Origin of the sequence: Cryobacterium algoricola (assembly GCF_004402485.1) — a bacterium.
In the GTDB taxonomy this organism is placed as follows: Bacteria; Actinomycetota; Actinomycetes; order Actinomycetales; family Microbacteriaceae; genus Cryobacterium; species Cryobacterium algoricola.
Genome location: NZ_SOFG01000011.1, coordinates 805,673 through 826,260, shown reverse-complemented (window position 1 = coordinate 826,260; position 20,588 = coordinate 805,673). Strand labels below are relative to the sequence as shown.

The following is a 20,588-nucleotide window of genomic DNA, read 5'->3' as shown; positions in this document are numbered from 1 at the left end:
GCCGGTAGAAACGGCAGGGGGGCGCATCCGTTCGGCGGGAGGGCCGGGAGGGCGCGGGAGCGGGTTTCGGCCTAAATGCGGCTGACGGAAAGCTGGGTGAGGTTCGGGCGGTGCAGGTGCGGGGCGATGGCGCGGAAGGTGCCGACCACGAAGCCGCCGGCGACGAACAGAAGGCCGAGGGCCGACGGGCCGCCCGCGATCAGCAGGAGGCTGCCGAGGACGAGGAGGATGGAGCACGACATCGCGGCCATGGCGCCGCCGCCGAGGGAGTTGCCCTCGAAGCACAGCACCCGCTGGCCGACGGATGCCGCGATCGTGCGGGCCATCCCGGTCGCCGCCGCCGCTGCGGACACGGCGACGGAGGCGGAGAGTGCCACGGCCTGCGCGACGGTGCCGGAGAGGGCGGCGCCGGAGTGGACTGCTCCGGAGAGGGCGGTGGTGGCGGACGCCGATGCTGAGCCGGTCGCGGACATCGTCATCGGGCTGACCGCAGCAGGCACATTCACGTCCTGGCCGTCGGCGCCGGCGTGGGCGAAGAGAACGCACGCGAGGACCGCGATGAGTGCGAGGGTCGCGAGGAGGGCGGTACGGAGACCAGCGCTGCGGAGCGCAGGGTGTGGGTGCGACGCGGCGGAGAAGCCTGCCAGCCTCATCTCGCCTCCCGGTGTCGGCATCCGGTCGAAGCGGATGCGCTGAATCGCTACGTCCGTATCGATACACGCATACCGTACCGGATGCCGGGGCGAATAACCTGACAAACGTCGCCCATACGCACAAACGACCCCCGGGTGAGCGGGGGTCGTTCGCGTGGAGAAGGCCGTGCGGTCGGTGCGAGCCGGTTAGGGCTTCGCCGCCTGGGCTGCCGCCGCAACCGGGTGCACGGACGACTGCCCGGGAGCGGGAGCCCCGAGGCTCGACGACCCTGGACGCGGGGTCAGGCCGAGGCGCCGCACGATTTCCGCGGCCTCGGCGGCCGGAGCACGGCCCGCGTCGATTGTGATGGCGCGTTCGTCGGCGCCGGGCGCCTCGAGGGTCGCGACCTGGGAGTCGAGCAGCGAGACCGGCATGTAGTGGTCCTGCCGGGTGGCGAGGCGGCGCAGGATCAGGTCCGTCGACAGGGTCAGGTGCACGAAGATCACGTTGTGCTCGCGGAGCACGTCGCGATACTTGCGCTTGAGCGCCGAACAGGTGATGATCCCCGGCACGCCGGCCATGGTGTGCTCGATGATCCAGGAGGAGATCGTCTCGAGCCAGGGCGCACGGTCGTCGTCGTCGAGCGGATGCCCGGCCGACATCTTGTCGATGTTCTCCTGCGGGTGCAGGTCGTCGCCCTCCTCCAGGTCCCAGCCGAGCTGGCCGGCGAGGAGGCCGGCGACGGTGGACTTGCCGGAGCCGGAGACGCCCATGATGACGAGTACGGGCTGCTGGTTCTCGAAGAGCTGTTCGGTGTCGCTCATGCTAGATCACGATGTTCAGCAGGAGCACGCCCGCGAGGCCGGTCACGGAGATGAGGCACTCCATGATGGTCCAGGTCTTCAGGGTCTGCCCGACGGTGGTGCCGAGGTATTCCTTCACGAGCCAGAACCCGGCGTCGTTGACGTGCGAGAGGAACAGCGAACCGGCGCCGATGGCGAGAACCATGAGCGAGACATCCGTTGCGCCGAGCGTTGCGGCGACCGGGGCGAGGATGCCGGCTGCGGTCACTGTCGCGACCGTGGCCGAACCCGTTGCGACGCGGATGAGTGCGGCGACGAACCAGGCCAGGAGCAGGATCGAGACGCTGCTGCCCGCGACGGCGTTCGCGATGACGGTTCCGATCCCGGTGTCGATCAGTACCTGCTTGAAGCCACCACCCGCGCCGACGATGAGCAGGATGCCGGCGATCGGGGGGAGGGAAGCGGAGAGTGACGTGGAGACGGCGGCACGGGTCATGCCACCGCCACGGGCGAAGAAGATCATCGCGTAGATCACGGCGAGGCCGAGGGCGATCATCGGGGTGCCGAGGAAGTCGAGTGCGGCGTTCAGCGGTGCGGTGGAGCCGGGGGCGAGGGCGTCTGCGATCGAGCGGGCGAGCATCAGAACGACGGGCAGCAGGATGCCGCACAGGGTCACGAAGAAGCTCGGGCGCTTGGTGTGGGTCACTTCGCCGGTGTCGGCGGTGGTGAGGAACAGTGCCGGTACGGGCACGTCGACCCAGCGGGCCGCGAACTTGCTGAAGACCGGGCCGGCGATGATGACGGTCGGGATGGCGATGAGCACGCCGATCGCGAGGGTCAGGCCGAGGTTGGCGCCCAGGGTCGTCACCGCGACGAGGGGTCCGGGGTGCGGCGGCACCAGGCCGTGCATGACGGACAGTCCGGCGAGGGCCGGGATCGCGATGCGGATCAGCGAGAGTCCGCTGCGGCGGGCGACGAGGATGATGACCGGGATCAGCAGCACGAGGCCGACCTCGAAGAACATCGGCAGACCGATCAGTCCACCGATGAGCGCCATCACCCAGGGCAGGGTGCGGGTCGTCGAACGGCTCACGAGGGAGTCGACGATGCGGTCGGCTCCACCGGAGTCGGCGAGCAGCTTGCCGAACATGGCGCCGAAGCCGACGAGGATGCCGACGCTCGCCATGGTCGCACCGAAGCCGGTACTGAAGCTCGTCACGGCGGCACTCGGCGCGAGTCCCGCGCCGACGCCGACGCCGACGGCGCCGATCGCGAGGGCGAGGAACGGGTGCACGCGCAACCAGGTGATGAGGGTGATGATGACCGCGATGCCGACGACGGCCGCGATGATCAACTGGGCGTCACTGCTGGCCGGTTTGATCGGGTCGGCCGCGTGTACGACCAACTGGACCGTCGACTGTGTGGCCGCCTGAACCGCAAGGGCGAGATTCATCTCAGATTCCATTCTGAGGCCGCGTCCCTGCGACCCCATCGTCAAAAAATTAGCAATAGTCTGATAAATCAGATAATTGAGTGTTGCACAGGATGTGCGCACGCGCCACCCCCCGAATCGCGGCCGTACCGATTGGGTGGGTACGATCTCGGTGGGGGGTCCGCCCGAGGCCGCCCAGCACCGCCTAAGGAAAGAAGTGCAGATGCAGAGCGGCACCGTCACGGATTCCTTGCGCGTGGGTGGCCTGCACGCCCGGGTCGTGAACGCCGTCGGCCAGTCGATCGTCGACGGGCACTACGCAGCCGGTGACATCCTGAACCTCGACGAGCTCAGTGTGAGCTTCGCGGTCTCCCGGTCGGTGCTGCGCGAGGCGATGCGCGTGCTGCAGTCACTGGGAATGATCGAGCCACGGCAGCGGGTCGGAACGCAGGTTCTGCCCCGTACCTCCTGGGAGCTGATGAACCCGCAGATCATCGTCTGGCGTGGCCGCGGACCCGAATACTTCACCCAGATGCGAGAGATGCTCGAAATGCGCCTCGGAATCGAGCCGGTCGCGGCCCGATTGAGCGCACAGGCGATGACACCGGAGCAGCTCGCTGCCGTTTCGGCGGCCGCGGACGCGATGGTCGTCGCAGACCAGGCCGGGGACGGTCGTGGCTTCCTCGAGGCTGACATCGACTTCCACACCCTGATCCTGCGCGGCTCCGGGAATGCCGTGATGGGGCACTTCGCGAGCACCGTTGCCGCGTTGCTCCGTACCCGCGAAGAGGAAAAACGGTTCACGATCACCGCGTATACGCCGCCGTCGGCGCACCGCCACCACGAGCTCGCGCATGCGCTCGCAGTGCGCGACGGGGAGGCCGCCTATCGGTGGTCGTTCGCCACGATCGAGGCGACCCTCGCCGAGTTCATGGCGGAGACGCCCCGTCAGGTCTGATCTAGTGGCTCCTCGCCAGGTGCCTGATCAGAGTGCGTTTCCACAGAGCTGAGCCATCCTCGAAGAATGTCGGTGGTCGGTCGTAACGTGGGGGCATGACCAACCTCCCGGAGTCGCATATTCCACCCGATCAGCCGCTCGGCGACGTGCTCGGCGGGTTGCGCTCGTTGGCGGATGTCGTCACGCGGCTGGGCGGGTCGTCCGCCTCCGTCGACACGCTCAGCGACCAAGCGGTGCTCGAAGGTCACGCGTTGATCGCGGGAGCGCGGCGGGCGTTGGATACCCAGGCGGCGTGGTTCGCCGCAACCCTGGCCCGCCGGTCTCGTCCCGAACTCGGCGGGAAGGGCCTCGCGGCCCGGAAGGGGTTCCGCAGCCCGGAGGACCTGCTGCAGTCGATCTCCGGGTCGAGCAAGGGCGACGCAGTCAAGCTCCTCGGAGTGGGCCGGCTGGTGGCCGAGACCGACGCCGCCGAGAAGGCCGCCCGGGAGGCCGCGGAAGCGCAGAAGCTGCTCGACGAGACTCCGCCGCTCGATGGGGCTGCTCGAGACCTGCCGCCGGTGCAACCGCCGATTCCTTCGGCCGCGGTGCCGCCGTGGCACGCCCCGATCGGCCGGGCCCTCGGGGAGGGCTGGCTCAGCGTGGAGAAGGCCGACGCGCTCCGCAAGGGCCTGGGCGACCTGGACCGGGCGATCACCCCGGAGAAACTCGCCACCGCCCTCGCCCGGCTCCTCACCGAAGCACGAACCCTGAACGCCGACCAACTGTTCAAGCGGGCCCGCCGGATGCGGGACGTGCTCGATGAGGCCGGCATCGCCGCCCGGGAGAAGGCTGCCTACGACGACCGGTCCCTGCGGTTCTACCGCCTCCACACCGGCCAGGTACGCCTGATCGGCCTGTTCGCACCGGAAGACGGCGAATACCTGATGAGCACCTACGACGCCATCACAAGCCCCCGCCGCGGCGGGGTCCGATTCGTGGACAAGGCGCAGGCGGCGTGGGCGAAACGGGTGCAGGACGACCCGCGCACGACCGAGCAGCTCACCGCGGACGCATTCCTCGCCCTGACCAAACTCGGCGTGAAAGCCGACCCGAAACGCATCGCCGGCGGCCGCAACCCCGCCGTCCGCATGGTCACCATCCGCCCCACCAGCACCTCACCCGCTGGCGGTGCACCCGGGACTGCAGCCCCCGAGGCCCCGATACCCACCGCCGACACCGAGTCGGGCCCCGGTATGGAGGCGCCCCAGCTCCAAGCGGGCGTGATCGAGGGGACTGCGGTCACGGTCTCGGCCGAAACCATGGAGCGAAACCTGTGCGACAGCGGTCTCCTCGACGTCACCTTCGACGACCACGGCCACGGCCTCGACCTCGGACGGGAGCAACGCACCTTCAGTCCCGACCAACGGGCCGCCCTCGCCATCCGTGACGGCGGGTGCATGTGGCCAGGCTGCGACCGACCACCTTCCTGGACCGAAGCCCATCACATCGAGCACTGGAAAGACGACACCGGCGAGACCAACCTCGACGAGGGGATCCTGCTCTGCCGGTCCGACCACCTGCGGCTCCACAACGAGCACTGGCGCATTACCCGGGACGACGCCAGCCGATACTGGCTCACCCCGCCACCCGGACTCGACCCCGAACAGCGACCCATCCTCCTCACCAGCAAGAACCCGATCCTCCGCGACGCCTGACGAGGTCGGGCGGTATCCGGACCGATTGCCGGTACCGGTCAGAGGCGGGCCAGCCGCTCGATGTCCTCGAGGAACTCCGCTGCGACCTGCGGCGAGACCGTGGTGCGGGTGGCGCGGATCGCCTCGAGGTAGTCCTCGGTCCGGGGGCCGCTCGGCGCATCCACGTGGACCGTGTCCGCGTTGAAGAGTGCCCGTTCGAGTGCCTCCTGCGACGCGCGACGGGCCGCGTACTCGATATCGGCGGGCGAGAACCCCTCGCTCGCGGCGACGAGTTCACCGAAGTCGACCGTGCCGGCCACGGGCGCCGGCACGTAACCGGCCCAGATAGCGGCGCGCGCCGCGGCATCCGGAAGCCCGATCGGGATGACGTAGTCGAACCGGCCGTGCCGGAGCAGCGCGGAGTCGAGGGCGCGGATGAAGTTGGTCGCGCAGACCAGGAGGCGCCCCGGCCGCTCGCGGAACGCCGGGATGATCTTGAGCAGCTCATTGGTCACACCCTGCAGTGGGGATGGCGGTTCGCCGCCGCGCTGGGCCGCGATCTCCTCGACCTCGTCGATGAAGACCACGGCGTGCTCGAGTTCTGAGATTTTCAGGAATGTCTCCCGCAGCGCTCCGGCGAGACCCTTCGGATCTCCGGCCAGGCGGGAGGGGAATACCTCGACGAACGGCCACTCGAGCCGGGAGGCGATCGCCTTGGCGAAGGTGGTCTTGCCCGTTCCGGGAGGGCCGAAGAGCACGACGGCCTTGGGGGGAACGACTCCAAACTGCTCGGCGAGATCCGGTTCGGCGAGCGGCATCACGAGCCGACGCTCGAGGAGCTCCTTCTCGGCGCGCATGCCGCCGACGCCCGCCCAGAGGTCGCGTGGCAGGACCCGCCCGCCGAGCTCGCCGAGCGCCTTCAGTCCCTCGCGCTGCACCGGGATCTCGCGCTCGAAGTAACTCAGCTGCTTCTTGACGACGAAGCCGCGGTTGAGGAAGGCGTCGACGCGGCTCTCGGTCTCCGGCATCAGCGCGGAAAGCTTGGTCAGGCCGTGCGGGGCCATCTTCGATTCGAGTGCCGCGAGCATGGCCGTGCCGATGCCCTGGCTTTGCCAGGACTGCGCGGTCGCGAGGAACACGATCCAGCCCTGGGCATGCGCAGCACGGCCGACCGCGGCCCCGATGACGTCGTCGCCGTGCATGGCGACGACGGCGTGATCCTTCTGGCAGGAGGCGAGCACCTCGGACAGGCCGTAGACCGGTTCGGTCTTGGTCGCGGTGACCTCCTGCCAGAGCCGGAGGATCCCATCGAGGTCGTCAGCGTGGAAGTCGCGGATCCGCCAGCCGGTCATGGTGCTCCTTCGCACGTGGGAAACCTGTCCCCACAATCTAGGGCACCGGCCCTTTCGACGAGTCGGGCGTGCGGCGTAACATTTCGTAACGTGGACGCCACGGTCATCAGCCGGCAGAGACCGACGCCGGGCTTCCGGAGTGGGTTGACTGAAATGATGAGCATGACGGCGCAGATGATGGACTCCTCGATGGCGATGAAGAGCATGAGCGGCCTCGACAGGGCGGCGATGCAGGACCTGATCGAATGTTGCAGCGCGTGCGAGCAGGCCTGTACGGTCTGCGCGGACGACATGATGGCCATGGGCATGACCGGCATGTCGAAGTGCATGAGTATGTGCCTCGACTGCGCCGACATGACCCACACCATGATGCGCATGATGCTGCGCCCCTCCGGTTACGACATGACAGTCATGATGGCCCAGATGGACTCCTGCATGAAGATGTGCCTGGCCTGCGCCGACGAGTGCATGATGCACGCCGACATGAGCGAAGAGTGCACAATGTGCGCTGAGGCCTGCCGTCAGTGCGCGGCCGCGTGCGAGCGGATGATGTCCGCCATGAAGTCCATGATGCCGATGGCATAGAACGCCGATGGCGTAGGACAGACATACGGCCGAGGAGACACGGCCGAGGAGACACGGCCGAGGACAGGTCGCCTAGAACAGGTCCGCGAGGCCGGAGAAACCCGACAGCTCGGCCGGGGCCAGCAGCACGTTCACGCGCTCGGCGCCGATCGCGAGCACGTGATAGACGCCGTGCAGTGCGACCGGGTCGCCGACAGAGGCCGACGAGCCGAGATCCGCATGATTCCACACCCACACCGTGGCATGGTCGTCGAGGGTCGTGATGGCGACCCAGCCCGTGTGGGTGACCGCGGTCACGATCGCGTCCCGCCACTTGCTCGGCGTCGCCGCGGACACGCGCTGCTGGATCAAGGGAAGGGCATGACCCGGGGCGCTGCCGGAGCAGGTGTGACCCTGCGAGCACTCGGGACGCGGGGCCTTCCGGAGAGTGGGGTGCTGCTGGGTCATCGCGGTCTCGGTCCCTTCGTGTCGCGGTGCGGCGGTCGGTGTTGAGAGCAAGCCTAGGTCGGTGTCCGGCGGATGTCCCGGCATCCGTCACGCAAGGAAACAATGGCGCGCCGCCGCGCGGGACTGGCTCGATGACCGGATTCCGAGCGGCAGATGTACCATGAAAGTGCGATCCCGTCCACCGATAGTGATGGGTCGGGTTTCCATCCACGGATGCGAAACCGTGTCAATCTCGATCGCTCACACATTGAACCAGGCTCAGCGGCGCGCCGTTCATCAACCGTTTGAGACTGAGAGAACCCATGGCCGACGTGACGAAGAATTCCACCATCCACTACGTGTCCGCTGTGCGCTGGTCGGCGCTCAAGCGTGAATTCGCTGCGCGTCGCGGCCCGGTCTCGACGACGCACGACGACGACCAGGACTGACGACCGTGTCCCAGGCATCGTCGTCAGGCGAACCGAACCCGGCGTCGCCGGCCAACCAGGTCTCGCTGCCGCGCTGGAATGAACTCAAGCGCGAGTACAACCTGCGGCACAAGTCGCTGATGCGGTACTCCGCTCCCGCTGCGGATGCGGCGAAGAGTCCGGACGACACCGCCGGCTGAACCGGTGCTCGCTGATCGACCGGTCGCCGGATGACCGGATGCTCGGCCGTCGTCCGCTGAGCCGCCCGTTCCAGACCCCCGTCACCGGTGGGTGCAGTCGATAGTATGCAACCAGGGGGGCGATGATGACACTGGAGCTGCGGGAGACGTCGAGTACGACGATTTCCCTCCTCCTCGGCCATGTGCGCGCACACGGCGGGGACGCTGCCGTCGCCGAGGTCCTCGCCAGGGCCGGAGTGACTGAGTCGGTCGACTGGCTCGAGGACACGGCCACCTGGGTGAGCTACGACACCAGGATCCGGCTTTTCGAGGCCGCGACGATCGTGCTCGACGACCCGCGCACGATGTACACGGTGGGCTCGACGGTCGTCACCGACGGGCTGCATCCGGTGCTCGTGCAGCTCCTGAGCGCCTTCGCGTCGCCCGCGGCGGTCTACCGCCAGTTGCCACGATTGATTCCCAAGTTCACGACCACGTCGACAATGGAATCCGTTTCCGTGCGGCGGACGTCGGCAACCCTCCGCTACCGGCTGCACGAGGGCTATCGCCCGTCGCGCCTCGACTGCCAGTACGCCCAGGGCCTGTTCGCCGCGCTGCCGTCGATGTTCGGACTCAATGCCGCGATCGTGGTCCACCCGGAGTGCCAGTGCGACGGATACGAGTGCTGCATCTACGAAGTGACCTGGTCGACCCGGCGCCGCTGGTGGTCGTTGCGGTCATGGACCCATCCCACCAACCGGTCCCTTGTGCTCCTGCGGGAGAAGGTCAAGGAGGTCCAGCTCGCCGCAGCAGACCTCGTCGGAAGCGACGATGTCGACGACGTTCTCGCCCGCATCGTCGCCCGTGCGTCGTCTGCGGTGCTTGCGCCGGCGTACCTGCTCATCATGACGTCCGACCACGGCGAGCCCGTGCTTCGCTTCCAGGGGCTCGATGCCCCCAAGGCGGCCAGGATCGCCGCGCGAATCCTTCACGGCGACGCCCTCGGCGACCGGGCGGTGATCGTGGACGTGGCCTCGAGCCGGCGCACCTACGGGCGCCTCGCCGCGCTGTATTCCCTCGGCCACACCTCGATGGACGGTGACAGGACCCTGCTCGAGGCCTACGCCGGCCACGCCGCCGCGGCGCTCGACCTGTTCACGGCCCTCGACGACAGCAGGCGGGAAGAGAGCAGGGCGGCCGCCATGCTGGTGCTCGCCCATGAGCTCGCAACGAGCAACGGCAGCGAGGCCGTCGCCGACGCGGTCGCCCTCGCGGTACCGGCGATCGCCGGCTGCGATGCCGCCGCGGTGCTGCTCTGGGACGCCGGACCCGGCGTGATGCAGGCGGTCGCGACGGCCGGCCTCGATGCGCCCCGAAGGGAGCGGATGCTCGCGTCGCCGATTCTCGCCGCGCAGACGCCCGAACTCGTCGAGCTCCTCGCCCACCAGCGGCCGGTCCCGCTTTCGACGCTGACCGCGAGCCCGCAACTCGCCGGCCTCCTCGCGGAATGCGGGATGGCCGCGGCGATCATCGTGCCGCTGCTCGCCGGCGACGTGCTGATGGGCGTCGTGGCGGGCGGGTGGCGTTCCGCACCCGAGTCGGGCATCTCCCCGAGCACACTCGCCCGCATCGAGGGCGTCAGCCACCAGGGCGCCATCGCCTTGCAGAACGCCCGGCTCCTCGCCACGGTCCGTCACCAGTCCCTGCACGACCCGCTGACCGGCCTCGCCAACCGGATGCTGTTCGCGAGTGAGCTCGATTCCGCCGTGTCGACCTGTGCGGAGGGCTCGTGCACCGCCGTGATGTTCTGCGACCTGGACAACTTCAAACAGGTCAATGACGTGCTCGGCCACGGCGCCGGCGACGAACTCCTCCGCCAGATCGCCGTTCGGCTTCGCGGGTGCCTGGGTGCCGAGGCCACCATCGGACGTCTCGGCGGCGACGAATTCGCGGTCCTGGCTCGTGAGCTTCCGGGCCACGAGGAGGCCGTCCACCTCGCCCACCGGGTCGTTGACAGCCTCAATCGGCCGTTCCACGTCTCCGGCCACGACCTGCGCATCACCGCCAGTGTCGGGGTCGCGGTGCACAACGGCCCGGGGGACGGTGGAGAACGCCTGCTCGCCGCCGCGGACACCGCGATGTATGACGCGAAACGGACCGGCCGGAACCAGGTCGCCTTCGCGGACGACAGCAACCGGACCGACCCGGCGACCTCACTTCACAGCGAGCTTGCCGAGGCGCTCGGGCGGTCCCAGATGCGACTGCACTACCAGCCCATCGTCGCGCTGTCCTCACCTGACCGGGTCCTGGGTGCCGAAGCCCTGATCCGCTGGGATCATCCCCGCCTGGGCCTGCTGGCCCCCGCAGCCTTCCTCCCGCTCGCAGAGGAGACCGGCCTCGTCGCCGACCTCGACCTCTGGGTGCTCGGGGAGGCCCTCGCCGACCTCGCGGCCCTCGGCGCCGCCGCCGACCTCGCCGCGGTCGGGGAGGCGCCCCTGCACGTCGCGGTGAACCTCGCGAGTGCCACCCTGGTCGACCCGCGGCTGATACCGACCGTGCGCGCAGCCCTCAACCGCAACCGGCTCCGTCCGGATCGGCTGGTGCTCGAGATCGTCGAGAGCAGGGCGCTCATCGATCTCCCCGGCGTCGTGGAACGGCTCACGGAACTCCGGCGGCTCGGTGTGAGCATCTCGCTCGACGACTTCGGGACCGGGTTCTCGACCCTGGCCTGGCTCAACACCCTGCCCGTCGACCAGATCAAGATCGACAGGACCTTCACCGCGAACCTGCCGGAGCCCGCATCCGTCGCCCTGGTCGAGGGGATCATCGCGCTCGCGCGGAAGCTCGACATCGACGTGGTCGCCGAAGGAGTGGAGACCGAGGAGCAGTTCGCCGCGCTCCGGGAAGCCGGCTGCGCCTTCGCCCAGGGGTACCTGCTCGGCCGGCCGACGCCCCGATTCGCGTCCGTCGCGCAGGCGACGCTCAGCCGCGCGTGAGCTGCTGGGCCCGGTGCGCCGTGAGTGCTTCGACGACGAGGTCGTGATCGAGCTGCTGGGCGAGACCGGAGACACCGACGACACCCATCAGCGCCCCGCGCACCCGCAGTGGAAAGGCGCCGCCGTGCGCGGCGTGCGTTCGTGGGTCGAGCCGGGAGGAGGTGTCGAAGTCGCGGCCCGCTGCGCGGAAGCGGGTGCCGACGGCGAGCGAGGAGCTCGCAAACCGGCGGACGACGCGGAACTTGTTCTCGAGCCAGCCGTCATTGTCCGCGCTCGCCCCCGGCAGGGACGCGTGGAAGACCCGCTGGTCCCCGAACATGATCGCGATGGCGATCGGGTGATCCCGCTCGAGTCCGAGCTCCACGAGCAGGGAGCCCACCGCCCAGGCATCCGCGAAGCCGAAGGAATCGAACTGGATGCTGCGCTCCTGCTCGAGGAGAATCTCCAGCTTCTGGTCCTCTGCGGACAGTGTCGGTGCGTCGGTCATCTCGAGCCCTTCCAGGAAGTGCGGCATGCGCCGCCTCGGACAGTCTTCCACTGCCGAGCCGTCTGTCCACTGCCGAGTCGTCGCCCGGAATGGATCCTGGGGGCGCGGCGGGATTCCGGCCAGGGCCGGTGCCCGCGTTTGACCCAGCGCCGCAGCAGGCAGAGACTGAAGGAGTGAATCGAAAAGAGGAAGACCGCGCGGTCGAGCAGATCATTGTCCGACTGGAAGAGAAGTTTCCCAACGAACCACCGACGAGTATTGAGAAGACCGTGCGCGAGCAGCAACTCGCGCTTGCCCGGAATCCATTGCGGGACTACATCCCCGTGCTGATCGAGCACGCGGTCAAGGAACGGTTGCGCCGGGCCGCACTGCACCTCCCGACCGCGGCCTGATCACCCTCAGGCGAGCAGGGGCGCGAGTTCCCGCGCGCCCATCCTGAGCAGGGCGAGGAATTCGGCGGGCTCGTCGATCCGTGCTGCCGGGGCCGACAGGCACAGCCCTGCGACGAGCAATCCCTCCCGGTTCCGGATCGGGATCGCGAGACAGCCGGTCCCCGGCGCCCCCGGCCTCAGGAAATGCGCGTAGCCGTCGGACCGGATCGTGGCGAGCTGCCCGGCCAGTTCCGGGTCCTCGCCGAGCACCACCGAGTCGGCCGCACCGCGCTCGGCGAGCAGCAGCCGACCCATCGCACTCGTCTCGAGCGCCCGGGCGCTCCTGACGGACACGCTCGGCGGGTAGTCGGGGTCCGGATCGATCACCCGGACGCCCTCACTGTCGTAGCGGACGAGGTGAATGCCCCCACGGATGCGGGACCGCAGCCGGTCGACGACCTCACGCACCGCCTCCGGCGGCTGGGCGGGCGCGACCAGGCGGGCGAGTTCGACGACCTTGCGCCCGAGGGCGAACCCGCGCAGGTCCGGCATCCGCACGAGATACTCGTCCTGGACCAGGAGGTTGAGGAGCCGGTACGCCGTCGCCTTCGGGAGTCCGAGGCTGTCCGAGATTTCCCGCGCGGTGACCCCCGACCCGCAACGGGCGACCTCCTCGAGCACCGTCAGGGCACTCTGGATCGCCTTCGGCTGGCGGGCACCGAGGTGCGCGGCGCCCGTCACGGGCCGGCCCGGTCCGATTCCCGCGCCGCGGCATCCGCCGGGGCCGGCCCGCCGAGAACGTCGCCCGTCACGGGCACGTCGTACACCCCGATCGTGTCCCGCAGCCAGGGCCGCCCGCGCAGTCGCAGGCCGCACCAGGCGAGGCCGAGAGCCATCACGCCGAGAAAGACCCAGACCCCGAGCGCCCTGGCCGAGCCGCTCTCGACGACGAGGTAGGTGATGAGCACGGCCCCGAGCAGCACGGCGGCGAGCACCGCGAACAGCACCGGCCAGAAGGTGGACTCGCCGATCCGCCTGAGGAAGACGGGCGCTGCGACGCAGACGAGCAGGTAGGCGATCATGTAGCCGCCTGCGGCCCCGACGATGAGCACCTCCATGGTCTGCCAGACGCTGCCGGACAACGCGATCGTCGTGAGCAGCACGACCGTGATCACGGTCATCGCGACGAGCGCCGCGCCGAAGGGCGTGCGATACCGCGGGTGAGTGCGCCCGAACCTGCTGGGCAGCAGGCCCTCCCTGCCCATAGTGAAGAGCACCCGCACGAGGGCGGTCGTCGAGGCGATCGCGCAGGCCAGGAACGACGTAGCGATGCTGACGTCGAGGAGCAGGCCGATCGCGTCGATCCCGTATGCGGCGGCGAGATCGTTCACCGGGGATGCGCTCGCCGCGATCGTGCCGCCGAGGGCCGAGAAGCCGACGAGCTGGCTGAACGAGGCGAGCAGGTAGAGCATCCCCGACCCGAGCACGGTGAACACGATCGCGCGCGGGATGCTCGCGTACGGGCGCTTCGCCTCGACACCGAGGGTCGATGCGCTCTCGAAACCGACGAAGGCCGTGAGGGCGAGGGCGGACCCGACCGCGAAGTTGGCGGGGTCGATGCCGCCGGGCGCGAGCTGGGACCAGTCGAGCACCGGCCAGAGCCGCACGAGCAGCGCGACGACGAGCACGACGATGATGAGCACCGAAACTGCCTCGACGAGCAGGGTGATCCTGGTCGAGAGGCGGATGCCGCGGGCCAGCACGAGCAGGCACAGGGCCGCCATGACGATGATGAGCAGGCCCGCGACGAAGACGGACCCGGTGAGCGCCGGCCAGAACCGGGCAACCACGATCGTGAGATAGTACCCGGCGCCGCCGAGGGCGAACATCGAGATGAAGCCGTAGCCGACGAGCAGGCCGACACCGGCGACGAACGACGCAGCGGTGCCGAGCCCACGAGAGACGAAGGTATAGATCGACCCGGCCGCCGCGATGCGCCGGGTGAACTGGTTGATCGTCGTCGCAACGAGGAACGCGAGGAGCATCGCCGTCGCGAGCGACCACACGGTCGCGCCGCCCGCTACGACGGCGACGAGGAGCGGGATCGTGGTGGCAGCCGCCGAGGGGGCGACCGCGGACACGGACTGCGCGAGCACGTCGAGGAATCCGACGCTGCGCCGGTCGAGGCCATCGACGGGCGAGCGGGTTCCGATGCCGTCGACCGGCTGCGGATCGTTGATGGCCCTGGCCAGTGCGGTCATCGGTCCGGCCTCGTTCTCTCTCGTTCACATGCTCACGGTCGGCGGCGGTCTCATGGCCTGCGGCGGTCTCACGGTCGGCGGCGGTGCGGAGCCTCAGGCTAACCAGCCGGCGTTGCGACCGTGCTTCGGGCGTGTTTCGGTCGCGTGACCGCCGAGTGAGACGACGGGCGGCGCGCGTCTCATTCGGGCCGCCCGGACGTTTACCCCGGCGAGACCGGTCGGCAACAGCGGTCGGACAGGCTGGCCGCAGACCTCCCGATCCGCTTTCCCCCGCTTCCCCCGACTTCCCCTGACGAACCCGCCCGAGCTGGAGATGACATGACCGTAACGAAAGAGCCCACGGCATCCGTGGGCACCGCCCCCGCCGAGCGGTCCCTGACCGGGTCCCTCGGCGTCACGTCGATCGTGCTGATGGTCGTCGCCGCCGCGGCGCCGCTCACGGTGATCGGCGGCTCCGCGCCGCTCGGCATCCTGCTCGGCAACGGCGTCGGCTTCCCCTCGATGTTCGCCGTCGCGGCGATCGTCCTGCTCTTCTTCTCTGTCGGCCTCGCCGCGATGACCCGGCACGTACCCAAGCCCGGTGCGTTCTTCACCTTCGTCAACTACGGGCTCGGCAAACCGGCCGGCCTCGCCACGGCGTTTCTCGCCCTGCTCACGTACACGACCATCCAGGTCGCGGTCTACGGGTACGTCGGGTACATCCTGAGCGTCACTCTCACCGGCCTCGGCGCGCCGGACCTGCCCTGGTACCTCTACGCGCTCGCGGCCGTCGCCCTCGTCGGTTTCCTCGGCTACCGGCACATCGACCTGAGCTCAAAGGTGCTCGGGGTGCTTCTCCTCGGCGAGGTCGGCGTCGTGCTCGCGCTCGTCGTCGCCGTGGTCGTCAATGGCGGGCCAGAGGGCCTCTCGCTGGCGCCCTTCGAACCGAACAACGTGCTCACCGGCTCCCCGGCGATCGGCCTGATGTTCGCGATCGCCGCCTTCATCGGCTTCGAGTCCACCGCGATCTTCCGCGACGAGGCGAAGGACCCCGGCCGCACCATCCCGCGGGCCACCTACGTCGCCGTGATCGGCATCGGCGTCTTCTACACGCTCGCCTCCTGGGCGCTCGTGATGGCGTGGGGACCCGGCAGCGTCGTCGCCCAGGCCGCGGAGAACCCGGGCGCGATGATCCTGATCACGACCCTCGCCTACCTCGGTCCGATCGGGCAGGTCGTGATGAACGTGCTGCTCATCACGAGCATGTTCGCGTGCGTGCTGTCGTTCCACAACGTGATCACCCGCTACCAGCACTCGATGTCCAACGCCCGGGTCCTGCCCGACTTCCTCGGCCGGGTGCACACGAAGCACTCCGCACCGCACCTGTCCTCGATCGTGCAGACCGCGACCGCCGGAATCCTCATCGTCGTCTTCGCCGTGCTCGGCCTCGACCCGGTGCTTCAGGTCTTCACGTGGCTCTCCGGCGTCGCGACCCTCGCGATCGCCATCCTGATGGCCGTCACGAGCATCGCGGTCGTCGTCTACTTCGCCCGCACCAAGCAGGACAGGCGGCTCTGGAACACGGTGATCGCGCCGGTCCTCGGGCTGCTCGGGCTGCTCGGCGCCGCGGTGCTCATCGCCACGAACTTCCCCTTCCTCGTCGGCGACGTCGACGCCGACGGCGCGCCCGTCTTCGGCGTCGTGAGCGCGGTCCTGCTCGGCCTGGTCGTGCTCTTCCCGCTCGGCGGCCTCGTGCAGGCGCTCATCCTCAAGCGCACCAACCGGATCGCATACGACCAGATCACGGATGCCATCGGCGGGTGACCCGCTGACCCCGCCCGCAGCATCCGCTCACCTCTCACCACCCTTCGACTGGAGAACCATGACCATCACCGATCTCGACACCCCGCACGGCCACCACGAACACGGCGACCCTCAGCACGGCCAGGACGCGGAGGCGGCACAGAGCCACCCGGTGGGCAGCCTCACCGCCGCAGAGTTCGAGACCGTGCGCGACGTCGTCACGGCGGGCGCAGACTGGAACGCGACCACCCGCTTCGCCTATGTCGGGCTGTGGGAACCGCACAAGCGTGAGGTCCTCGCCTGGCAGGACGGCACCGGGCCGCTTCCGGACCGGCAGGCCCGGGTGATGCTGCTCGACATGGAAACCGGCCGGTCGACGGACAACATCGTCTCCATCACCGGCCGCACGGTGCTCACGACGAGCGTGCTCGACGGCTCGGCCGGCCAGCTGCCGGTGCTGCTCGCCGAGTTCGATGCGATCGCCGGGATCGTCGCCGAGGACCCGCGCTGGGTGGCCGCGCTCGCCGCGCGGGGCACCACGATCGACGAGGTCGTGGTGGTGCCGCTCTCGGCCGGGCACTACGACTACCCGGAAGAGGTCGGCCGCCGGATCGTGCGGGTGCTCGCCTTCCGCCAGGACTACCCGGAGGACCACCCCTGGGCGCACCCGGTCGACGGGCTCTCCGCCTATGTCGACACGGCGTCCCGCACCATCACCCGGCTCATCGACGTCGGCACCCTGGACATCCCGGCCGAGGGCGGCAACTTCGACGACCCGGCCGTGCAGGGCGCCCCGCTCACGACCCTCAAGCCGATCGTGATCTCGCAGCCGGAGGGACCGAGCTTCACGGTCGACGGCGAGTGGGTCAGCTGGGCGAACTGGAAGTTCCAGGTCGGCTTCGACACCCGCGAGGGCCTCGTGCTGCGCCAGCTGTCGTTCACCGATGCGGGCGAAGAGCGCCCGATCATCTACCGGGCCTCGATCAACGAGATGCTCGTGCCGTACGGCGACCCCTCGCCGGTGCGGTTCTGGCAGAACTACTTCGACACCGGAGAATACCTGTTCGGCCGGTTCACCAACTCCCTGGCGCTCGGCTGCGACTGCGTCGGCGAGATCAAGTATTTCGACGCCGTCCTCGCCGACGAACTCGGCAACCCGTTCACGATCAAGAACGGCATCTGCATGCACGAGGAGGACGTCGGAACGCTCTGGAAGCACGGCGACATGTTCACCGGCTCCAACGAGGTGCGCCGGCAGCGCCGCCTCGTGATCAGCTTCTTCACCACGGTCGGCAACTACGACTACGGCTTCTACTGGTACCTCTCCCTCGACGGCACCATCGAGTGCGAGGCCAAGCTCACCGGCATCCTCTTCACCTCCGCGTACCCGGGGATCGGGGAGCCTATCGGAGAGACCGCGATCGAGGGAGACTACGCGTATGCCAGCGAGGTCGCTCCCGGGCTCGGCGCCCCGTACCACCAGCACCTCTTCAGCGCGCGGCTCGACATGATGGTCGACGGGCTGTCCAACGCCGTCGACGAGATCGACGGGGTGCGGCTGCCGATGGGCCCGGGCAACCCGCACGGCAACGCCTTCACCAAGAAGACGACCCGGCTGACCGGCGAGGCCTCCTCCGGGCGGCTCGCCGACGCATCCGTCGCGAGGGCCTGGCACATCATCAACACCGAGAAGACCAACCGGCTCGGACGCCCGACCGGGTACGTGCTGCAGCCGGAACAGTCTCCGACGCTGATGGCCGACCCGGGATCGTCGATCGCGAAGCGCGCCGAATTCGCCACGAAGCACCTCTTCGTCACCCAGTACGACCCGGCAGAGCAGTTCGCGGCCGGCGACTTCGTGCACCAGAACCCGGGCGGAGACGGCATCACGAAGTACATCGCGGGGGACCGGCCGATCGACGGTGAGGACATCGTGCTCTGGCACACCTTCGGGCCGACCCACTTCCCGCGGATCGAGGACTGGCCGGTGATGCCGGTCGACTACGCGAAGTTCACGCTCAAGCCCTACGGCTTCTTCGGCGCGAACCCCGCGATGAACGTGCCGGCCAACGAACCGGTGTCGCACTGCTCGCACGGGCACGACGGCGCGGCCCACGAGCACACGCACCACTAGGACGAGAGGAGAGCGCTGGTGACCTGGGCACTGCACGGAATCATGGTGGCCGGCGCGTCACTCAACCTCTGCTGCGTGCTCGGCAGCCGGCGCTCCCGGTCTGGCCTCGCGGTCGTCTCCACCCTCGTGATGCTCGCGGCGATGACGGACTCCGCGTTCGGCGTCTTCGGCCTCGGGCCCTTGCCCTGGGCGGCGATCCTGATCGCATGGGGGCTGACCTGTTCGGCGCTGCTCCGCCGCGATGCCGTCTTCGCTGAGGGGGCGCGAATCGACGTTCACGAGGCCCGGGAACCTCGATTCGCGACACCTCAGGGCGGGGCGGTACGGGCCGCGGCGCACCGGGGCGGGCAGACCATGCTGCTGCACCACCCGCTCGGTCTCGTGGTCACGGCGGGCCAGCTGATGGCGCACACGGTGATGTCTCCGGGATCCGGTGCGGGCGGGGCGGGGCACACGCACTCGGATTCGCTCCTGCTGCCGCTGGTCTGCGTGGCCGGCGCGGCGTTCGTGGTCTGGTCCCTCGTGCTGCTCGTGACCGAGAGCCGAACCCGGCTCGAACGCGGGAACCTGCTCGGCATGTCGGCGATGACGGCGGCGATGGCCGTGATGCCCTTCGCCTGACCGACGCCGGGTTCGCCCGACCAACGCCGGGGCAGGGCTGGGCGTCAGGCGGGCTCCCAGGGGAGGCGTTCCTCGAAGGGCACCGGCGCGAGCGGGATCATCACGACCGGCCGGTGCTGGCGATGCGCGAGGCGCACGGCGATCGACCCGCTGAAGAATGCCTGCAGGCCCGCCCGGACACTCGACTCCCGGGTGCCGACGACGATCATGGCGGCCCCGAGGGTGTCGGCGAGCCGGCCGATCGCCAGTGCGGGGTCCCCGGCCAATGCCCGGGTGCTCCAGACGACCGGGCTGCCGTCGAGCGCCACCGCGAGTCGCGCGAGTAGCCGTGGCGGGAGCGACTCGTCGGCGAGGTCGACGACATCGGGATCGAACGAGAGCGAGCTCACGGTGCCGTCCGGGTGTTCCTCGATCACGTAGCGCCCGGTGTCGACCCAGGCGCAGACGAGCTCAGCGCCGAAGTGCTCCGCGAAGACGGCGGCCTGCTGCACGACGGCGTCCGGCTGGCCGGTGTCGACCCCGACCACGATCCGCGCGCGGTGCTGGCGGTCATTCGGTTGTCCGGTGGTCACGATGGGCTCCCTCGGCGAAGTGCTGCAGGTACGACGCGACGGCGGATGCTCCACTCGCGAATGAGGATGACGGCTGCGGCGACCATGACGAGCGTCGACGTGACCGCCGCGGGCACCCCGGAAGCGGCCGGAGTCGCCGAGGTGAAGTTGTACGCGGTGTGCCAGGCCGCCACGAGCAGCACGCTTCCCCGCGATCCCCGGAACAGCCAGGCCAGCACGATCGACCCGGAGACCAGGCCCAGCGACCAGCCGGCCAGCGCGCCGGGGCTGAAACCCCGAAAGGTCGACATGATGAAGAACAGCGGGAGGTGCCACGGGATCCAGGCCAGGGCGAGAAGGAGCGCGGTCTCCGTCAGCGACCGGTCGCGCAGCATCCGCCGGGTGGCGAAGCCCCGCCAGCCCGCCTCTTCGCCGACGCCGTTGAACACGAAGACCACGGCCACTGTGAGCACGGGGCCGAGGGCGACCGGCACGCCGGGGTACTCGCTCAGCCCGGCCGCCGAAACGGGCGCGCCCGTCGCCAGCATTCCAATCGCACCCGCGGCGAGCACGACCGGGACTGTGAGCCACCACCAGCCGATCCGCCAGCGGAAGACGCCACGCCAGAACGCCGCGAGGCCGGGCCGGCCGTCGACCACCGCGGTCGTGACGACCGCGGCGAGCAGGGGACCGGCGAGTCCCGGCAGGTCGGTCGGCCAGCCGACTCCCGGTCGCACGGTACCGCCGGACACGAGAATCGGGATCCAGCAGGACCAGGAGAACAGGTAGGCGAGGCCGAAGAACACCGCGAGCGGATGCCGGCGCACCCACGAGCGGGCCGGTTCCGGTGTCATGATCTGGCCTGCCTCTCCGCGCACGCTCTCGCCGGCTGATCTCCGTGGATGGCCCCACCCTA

At 69.3% G+C, this 20,588-nt stretch carries 20 protein-coding genes; 10 read left to right on the top strand and 10 right to left on the bottom strand.

The annotated features are described in order from the left end of the window. Nucleotides 1-71 precede the first annotated feature (71 nt). From E3O44_RS10550 to E3O44_RS10540, 3 genes are all read right to left on the bottom strand, one after another. A complete protein-coding gene (locus E3O44_RS10550; RefSeq protein ID WP_134534678.1) occupies nucleotides 72-653 on the bottom strand; it encodes a hypothetical protein in 582 nt (193 codons plus the stop codon). A gap of 186 nt (nucleotides 654-839) precedes the next feature. Beyond that, entirely contained in the window at nucleotides 840-1,457 is a 618-nt protein-coding gene (locus E3O44_RS10545) for a gluconokinase (protein WP_134534677.1), read from the bottom strand. 1 nt (nucleotide 1,458) lies between these two features. Next, nucleotides 1,459-2,889: a GntP family permease gene (locus E3O44_RS10540; protein ID WP_134534676.1), complete on the bottom strand. Its 1,431-nt coding sequence runs from the start codon at nucleotides 2,887-2,889 to the stop codon at nucleotides 1,459-1,461. Nucleotides 2,890-3,091: 202 nt separating this feature from the next. On the opposite strand from E3O44_RS10540, the gene E3O44_RS10535 reads away from it, so the two are divergent. Then, on the top strand, nucleotides 3,092-3,826 hold the full coding sequence (locus tag E3O44_RS10535) for a FadR/GntR family transcriptional regulator (protein WP_134534675.1): 735 nt from the start codon (nucleotides 3,092-3,094) through the stop codon (nucleotides 3,824-3,826). Between the two features lie 95 nt (nucleotides 3,827-3,921). Continuing rightward, entirely contained in the window at nucleotides 3,922-5,520 is a 1,599-nt protein-coding gene (locus E3O44_RS10530) for an HNH endonuclease signature motif containing protein (protein ID WP_134534674.1), read from the top strand. A 38-nt stretch (nucleotides 5,521-5,558) separates the two neighbouring features. Here the strand turns inward: E3O44_RS10530 and E3O44_RS10525 are convergent, their stop codons facing one another. Then, entirely contained in the window at nucleotides 5,559-6,851 is a 1,293-nt protein-coding gene (locus tag E3O44_RS10525) for an ATP-binding protein (RefSeq protein WP_134534673.1), read from the bottom strand. 90 nt (nucleotides 6,852-6,941) lie between these two features. On the opposite strand from E3O44_RS10525, the gene E3O44_RS10520 reads away from it, so the two are divergent. Continuing rightward, nucleotides 6,942-7,436 carry a four-helix bundle copper-binding protein gene (locus tag E3O44_RS10520; RefSeq protein ID WP_241976243.1) on the top strand — a complete coding sequence of 165 codons (495 nt, stop codon included), beginning with the start codon at nucleotides 6,942-6,944 and terminating at the stop codon, nucleotides 7,434-7,436. A gap of 72 nt (nucleotides 7,437-7,508) precedes the next feature. Here E3O44_RS10520 and E3O44_RS10515 read toward each other — a convergent pair whose 3' ends face one another. Beyond that, nucleotides 7,509-7,883, bottom strand: coding sequence for a hypothetical protein (locus tag E3O44_RS10515; RefSeq protein ID WP_134534672.1), 375 nt, complete (start codon nucleotides 7,881-7,883; stop codon nucleotides 7,509-7,511). A gap of 302 nt (nucleotides 7,884-8,185) precedes the next feature. Here E3O44_RS10515 and E3O44_RS19775 point away from each other — a divergent pair, with 302 nt between their 5' ends. The 3 genes from E3O44_RS19775 (at nucleotide 8,186) to E3O44_RS10510 (ending at nucleotide 11,465) form a co-directional block, all read left to right on the top strand. After that, a complete protein-coding gene (locus E3O44_RS19775) occupies nucleotides 8,186-8,311 on the top strand; it encodes a hypothetical protein (RefSeq protein ID WP_255454363.1) in 126 nt (41 codons plus the stop codon). A 5-nt stretch (nucleotides 8,312-8,316) separates the two neighbouring features. After that, nucleotides 8,317-8,490, top strand: a complete 174-nt coding sequence (locus tag E3O44_RS19225; protein ID WP_166792611.1) for a hypothetical protein — start codon at nucleotides 8,317-8,319, stop codon at nucleotides 8,488-8,490. 122 nt (nucleotides 8,491-8,612) lie between these two features. Next, a complete protein-coding gene (locus tag E3O44_RS10510) occupies nucleotides 8,613-11,465 on the top strand; it encodes a putative bifunctional diguanylate cyclase/phosphodiesterase (protein WP_134534671.1) in 2,853 nt (950 codons plus the stop codon). On the opposite strand, the gene E3O44_RS10505 is transcribed toward E3O44_RS10510, so the two are convergent. Then, complete coding sequence (locus E3O44_RS10505) at nucleotides 11,452-11,979, bottom strand: heme-degrading domain-containing protein (RefSeq protein WP_241976242.1); 528 nt, start codon at nucleotides 11,977-11,979, stop codon at nucleotides 11,452-11,454. The two genes, E3O44_RS10510 and E3O44_RS10505, sit on opposite strands and share 14 nt — an antisense overlap. 146 nt (nucleotides 11,980-12,125) lie before the next feature. On the opposite strand from E3O44_RS10505, the gene E3O44_RS10500 reads away from it, so the two are divergent. Further along, nucleotides 12,126-12,344 carry a three-helix bundle dimerization domain-containing protein gene (locus E3O44_RS10500; RefSeq protein WP_134534670.1) on the top strand — a complete coding sequence of 73 codons (219 nt, stop codon included), beginning with the start codon at nucleotides 12,126-12,128 and terminating at the stop codon, nucleotides 12,342-12,344. A 6-nt stretch (nucleotides 12,345-12,350) separates the two neighbouring features. Here the strand turns inward: E3O44_RS10500 and E3O44_RS10495 are convergent, their stop codons facing one another. Together E3O44_RS10495 and E3O44_RS10490 are read right to left on the bottom strand one after the other, a co-directional pair. Then, nucleotides 12,351-13,064, bottom strand: a complete 714-nt coding sequence (locus tag E3O44_RS10495) for an IclR family transcriptional regulator (RefSeq protein WP_134534669.1) — start codon at nucleotides 13,062-13,064, stop codon at nucleotides 12,351-12,353. Further along, nucleotides 13,061-14,584 (bottom strand): APC family permease, encoded by a 1,524-nt coding sequence (locus tag E3O44_RS10490; protein ID WP_134534668.1) that lies wholly within the window; start codon nucleotides 14,582-14,584, stop codon nucleotides 13,061-13,063. Before E3O44_RS10490 ends, E3O44_RS10495 begins: the two co-directional genes overlap by 4 nt. Nucleotides 14,585-14,902: 318 nt before the next feature. Here E3O44_RS10490 and E3O44_RS10485 point away from each other — a divergent pair, with 318 nt between their 5' ends. Genes E3O44_RS10485 through E3O44_RS10475 form a run of 3 tightly spaced genes read left to right on the top strand, consistent with a single transcriptional unit; the run spans nucleotide 14,903 to nucleotide 19,121 of the window. Next, nucleotides 14,903-16,387 (top strand): APC family permease, encoded by a 1,485-nt coding sequence (locus tag E3O44_RS10485; RefSeq protein WP_134534667.1) that lies wholly within the window; start codon nucleotides 14,903-14,905, stop codon nucleotides 16,385-16,387. Nucleotides 16,388-16,445: 58 nt separating this feature from the next. After that, nucleotides 16,446-18,500 (top strand): primary-amine oxidase, encoded by a 2,055-nt coding sequence (locus E3O44_RS10480; RefSeq protein ID WP_134534666.1) that lies wholly within the window; start codon nucleotides 16,446-16,448, stop codon nucleotides 18,498-18,500. 18 nt (nucleotides 18,501-18,518) lie between these two features. Continuing rightward, nucleotides 18,519-19,121 carry a hypothetical protein gene (locus E3O44_RS10475; protein WP_134534665.1) on the top strand — a complete coding sequence of 201 codons (603 nt, stop codon included), beginning with the start codon at nucleotides 18,519-18,521 and terminating at the stop codon, nucleotides 19,119-19,121. 44 nt (nucleotides 19,122-19,165) lie between these two features. Here E3O44_RS10475 and E3O44_RS19220 read toward each other — a convergent pair whose 3' ends face one another. Continuing rightward, complete coding sequence (locus E3O44_RS19220) at nucleotides 19,166-19,693, bottom strand: universal stress protein (RefSeq protein WP_166792610.1); 528 nt, start codon at nucleotides 19,691-19,693, stop codon at nucleotides 19,166-19,168. Next, the gene (locus E3O44_RS10465) at nucleotides 19,690-20,526 is read right to left on the bottom strand and encodes a CPBP family glutamic-type intramembrane protease (RefSeq protein WP_134534663.1); all 837 of its coding nucleotides are present in this window, start codon (nucleotides 20,524-20,526) and stop codon (nucleotides 19,690-19,692) included. Before E3O44_RS10465 ends, E3O44_RS19220 begins: the two co-directional genes overlap by 4 nt. Between the last annotated feature and the right edge of the window lie 62 nt (nucleotides 20,527-20,588).